The organism is Corallococcus sp. 4LFB (genome assembly GCF_046520365.1).
GTDB lineage: Bacteria > Myxococcota > Myxococcia > Myxococcales > Myxococcaceae > Corallococcus > Corallococcus caeni.
In genome coordinates this window covers 1-4,273 of sequence record NZ_JBKGHJ010000613.1, presented here as the reverse complement: position 1 = coordinate 4,273, position 4,273 = coordinate 1, and the positions used below count along the sequence as shown (strand labels likewise).

Annotated in this window: 4 protein-coding genes and 1 pseudogene; 4 read left to right on the top strand and 1 reads right to left on the bottom strand. The window is 70.9% G+C overall.

The window, feature by feature from the left end:
• A pseudogene (locus ACLEQD_RS38045) lies at positions 1-334 on the bottom strand (histone deacetylase); the annotation flags it as partial.
• A 90-nt stretch (positions 335-424) separates the two neighbouring features.
• Between ACLEQD_RS38045 and ACLEQD_RS38040 the strand changes: the two are divergent.
• From ACLEQD_RS38040 to tatB, 4 genes are all read left to right on the top strand, one after another.
• Complete coding sequence (locus ACLEQD_RS38040; RefSeq protein WP_410390749.1) at positions 425-2,488, top strand: methyl-accepting chemotaxis protein; 2,064 nt, start codon at positions 425-427, stop codon at positions 2,486-2,488.
• A gap of 31 nt (positions 2,489-2,519) precedes the next feature.
• Entirely contained in the window at positions 2,520-2,957 is a 438-nt protein-coding gene (locus tag ACLEQD_RS38035) for an MFS transporter (RefSeq protein WP_410390748.1), read from the top strand.
• The gene (locus tag ACLEQD_RS38030; RefSeq protein ID WP_410390747.1) at positions 2,855-3,820 is read left to right on the top strand and encodes an MFS transporter; all 966 of its coding nucleotides are present in this window, start codon (positions 2,855-2,857) and stop codon (positions 3,818-3,820) included. Before ACLEQD_RS38035 ends, ACLEQD_RS38030 begins: the two co-directional genes overlap by 103 nt.
• Positions 3,821-3,986: 166 nt before the next feature.
• The coding region (gene tatB / locus ACLEQD_RS38025; protein ID WP_410390746.1) for a Sec-independent protein translocase protein TatB at positions 3,987-4,273 on the top strand (287 nt) is incomplete at its 3' end.

The window sequence follows — 4,273 nt, the reverse complement described above, 5'->3', positions numbered from 1 at the left end:
CCGCCTCCACGGACTGCACCGCCGCGCCCGCCGCCAGCCGGGCCGCGTCCAGGCTGTCCGGCGACACCGCCGTGTCCTCGTCGATCCGCTCGAAGCGGCCCCCCAGCTTCTCCATCGCGTCCAGGTGCGCCGGGGTGTGCACCGCCAAAATCTCCGCGTCCGTGGCGGAGCGGGGCTGGGCCATCACCGTGCCCGCGACGGGGTTGCGCGCCAGCACCTGGAGGATGCGCCGCAGGCGGGCGGGCGACTCGGGGTGGCCCTCCCCCGCGTCGTGCTGGAGGAAGAGCGGGTCGGTGAGCAGCAGCGTCGCGGTCATCCCCTGGACCTTACGCATCCTGCCCCCGGGAACCCAGCGTCCGGCCCTGGCAGGCGGGGAAGTCCGTTCCTTGCCCGGACGGGCCACCCTCCCTACAGTGGGCCGGCCTTGCAACGTCGCCTCAAGAAACCCGGTCTCCGGGGCATCCTCCTGGGTTCGTTCGGCCTCGCGCTGGCCGTCATCCTGGGAGCGCTCTTCTTCGTCGTTCCCCTCCAGGTGGCCAACCACCTGAGGGAGCGCATGGCGCTGCACGCTCAGGCCAAGGCCCGGGAGGTGAAGGTCCTGGTCGAAAGACAGGCGGCCACCCAACCGGTCCCCAGCCTGGAGGGGCTCTACCCGCTGGATGACGACTTCAGCGTCGTCGCGGTGGTGGACGCCCAGGGCGTGCCTCGCGCCACGTTCCCCGCGCCGCCGCCGGAATGGTTCAGGACGGGCCTGGAGACGCGCCTCTCGGTCCGCCCCCTCCCGCCGCTGGACAAGACGGAGCTGTCCGATACCGCCTGGGCGGTGTCCGAACCCGTGACGCTCGCGGGCGGCGTGCCCGGCGAGGTCGTGGTGGTGGTGAACGACTCCCAGCTGAACGGGGTGCTCACGGCCCTGCGCCACACGGTGCTGCTGGCCTTCGCCGTGGGCCTGGTGCTGTTCCTGCTGACGGCGTTCCTCATCTCGCGCGCGTTCATCCTCCACCCGCTGGACGCGATGATGTCCATGGCGCGCAAGCTGGCGGAGGCCGACCTCACCGGCCGCGCGGAGGTGCGCAACAGCAAGGACGAGCTGGGCCAGCTGGCCGAAGCCCTCAACCGCATGGCCCAGTCCTGGCGCGACACGCTGGGCCGCGTGCGCGGCGTGTCCGACGTGGTGGCCGGCGTCATCGAGCAGATCCACCGCACCGGCACCACCGTGTCCTCCGGCGCGGGCACCGTGCAGTCGCGCGTGGAGGAGACGTCCTCCTCCATGGTGGAGATGATGGCCTCCTTGCGCGGCATCGCGGAGAACGTGGAGGTCCTCTACCAGAGCGCGGAGGAGAGCAGCTCCTCCATCATGGAGATGGCCGCCACCAACGACGAGGTGGCGGAGAACGTCCAGGCCATGGCCGCCAGCGTGGAGGAGACCACCAGCGCCATCGAGCAGATGACGTACTCCATCAAGGAGGTGGCCAAGAACATCGAGGACCTCTCCGCGTCCACGGAGGACACCTCCTCCGCCATCAGCCAGATGGACGCCGCCATCGGCCAGGTCGACGCCAACGCCAATGAAACGGCGCGCCTGTCCGAACAGGTCTTCGAGGACGCGCAGACGGGCGTGGAGGCCCTGCGCAAGACGCTCTCCGGCATCGACCGCATCAAGGACACCAGCCGCACCGCCGCGGGCGTCATCGACAGCCGGGGCCGGCGCATCAGCGAGATTGGCAACATCCTCAACGTCATCGACGACGTGGCGGAGCAGACGAACCTGCTGGCCCTCAACGCCGCCATCATCGCCGCGCAGGCGGGGGAGCACGGCAAGGGCTTCGCGGTGGTGGCGGAAGAGATCAAGGACCTGGCCGAGCGCACCGGCGCGTCCACCAAGGAGATCGCGGAGCTCATCCGCGGCGTGCAGGAGGAGAGCCGCAACGCCGTGGTGGTGATGAACCAGGGTGTCAAGAGCGTGGAGGAGGGCGTGCAGCTGGGCCGCGAGGCGGAGGGCGCTCTCAGGAAGATCAACGACAGCACCCAGAAGTCCACGCAGATGGTGAAGGCCATTGCCCGCGCCACGGTGGAGCAGGCGCGCGGCAGCAAGCAGGTGACGGCCGCCATCCACCGCATCTCCGCCACCGTGTCGATGATCTCCCAGGCCTCCAACGAGCAGGCCCGGGGCGGCGAGCAGATCATGAAGAGCGCGGAGCGGATGAAGACGCTCACCCAGCACGTGCAGCGCTCCAGCCAGGAGCAGGCGCACGGCAGCAAGCAGATCACCCGCTCCATCGAGAGCATCAACGAGATGGTCACCCACCTGAACCGCGCCCAGAAGGAGCAGACCAAGGGCAGCGAGCAGGTGCTCAAGGCCGTGGAGACCATCAAGGGCGTGTCCGAGCACCAGACGCGCTCGGTGCGCCAGCTGGAAGAGGCCATCGACAACCTCACGCGTCAGGCCGAAATCCTCCGCGCCGAGGTCCGCCGCTTCCGCGTCTGACGCGCACGCCGCGCTCCCCCTGAAGGCCTCCATGCCCGAGTCGTCCGAGTCCGCCTCTCCCCGTTCCGTGTCCGAGCGCGCCGTGGTGCTGCTCATCGGCGCGGTGCAGTTCGTCAACATCCTCGACTTCGTGATGGTGATGCCGCTGGGCCCGGACTTCGCGAAGGGGCTGGGCATCGAGTCGTCGCACATTGGCACCATCGGCGGCAGCTACACCGCCGCCGCGAGCGTGGCGGGGCTCCTGGGAGGCTACTTCCTGGACCGCTTCGACCGGCGCAAGGCGCTGGCGGTGTGCATGCTGGGGCTCGTCGCGGCCACGGCGGCGGGCGGGCTGGCGCTGGGCTGTCCACGCTGCTGCTGGCGCGCGTGTGCGCGGGCCTCTTCGGCGGGCCGGCGACGGCGCTGTCGCTGTCCATCATCGCGGACCTCATCCCGGTGGAGCGCCGGGGCCGGGCGCTGGGCGCGGTGATGGCGTCCTTCTCCGTGGCCTCCGTGCTGGGCGTGCCCCTGGCCCTGAAGGTGGCGGAGCTGGGCACCTGGCGGACGCCCTTCTTCGTGGTGGCGGCGCTGGGCCTGGTGGTGGTGGTGGCCGCGCTGTGGCTGCTGCCGCCGGTGCGCGGACACCTGAAGCCCGGGGGCAGCGCGTCCCGGGCCGTGGGCGTCGCGGAGCTGCTCTCCCGCGCCGACGTGCAGCTGTCCTACCTGATGACGGCGCTGGTGATGATGAGCGGCTTCATCGTCATCCCCAACATCTCCGCGTACCTCCAGCAGAACCTGGGCTACCCGCGCGACCACCTGTGGATCATCTACTTCGCGGGCGGCATCGTGAGCTTCGTCACGCTGCGGCTGACGGGGCCGCTGGTGGACCGCTTCGGCTCCTTCCGCGTGGGCACGGTGGGCGTGGTGCTGGCGGCCCTGGCCACGTACGTGGGCTTCGTGCACTACCCCGCGTGGCTGCCCATCCCCGCGCTGTTCATGGTCTTCATGCTGGCCATGGGCGTGCGCAACGTGGCGTACAACACGCTCACCTCGCGCGTGCCGGACAACCCGGTGCGCGCCCGCTTCATGTCGCTGCAGTCCGCCACCCAGCACATGGCCTCCGCGCTGGGGGCCTTCCTGTCGTCGCGCCTGCTGGTGGACCTGCCGGACGGGACGCTCGGCGGCATGGACACCATCGCCTGGGTTTCCATCGGGTTGTCGGTGGGCGTGCCCGTCATGCTGTGGGTGGTGGAGGGCCGGGTGCGCTCGCGCGAGCAGGCCCGGGCCCTGGCGGTGCCCCCGGCCCAGGGGATGGCGGCGCCGCTGTCGCCCCAGGCCAATCCCCACGCCTGATGGGGCAATGTGCCCCAACGGGCTCGGCGAAAGGGGGCGGGGTGCCCGGCCGCCCGCCTCCCGGACACGAGGCCGGACGGACGCTGGACGGTCGCTGACGGTTGCGCGGGCCGCCTGTGGGCGCGATAACCCCGGGACGTTCCCTCCAAGGGGAAGACGACGACCCATGTTCAACATCGGCGCAGGCGAAATGGTGTTCATCCTGGTGGCCGCGCTGATCGTGCTCGGCCCCCAGCGGCTGCCTGAGCTGGCGCGGGCCATTGGCAAGTTCATGCGCGAGTTCCGCCGGCAGACGGACGACGTGCGCAACGTGGTGGAGCGCGAGTTCTACGCCATGGACGAGGACTTCAACCGCGAGCTCCCGCCGCGCCCGGGCACGCGCGTGCCGTCCCCGCCGCCGGAGCTGGCCCGGCCACCCTCCGGACGGGGTCCCCGCCCAACGTGCCTGGCCGG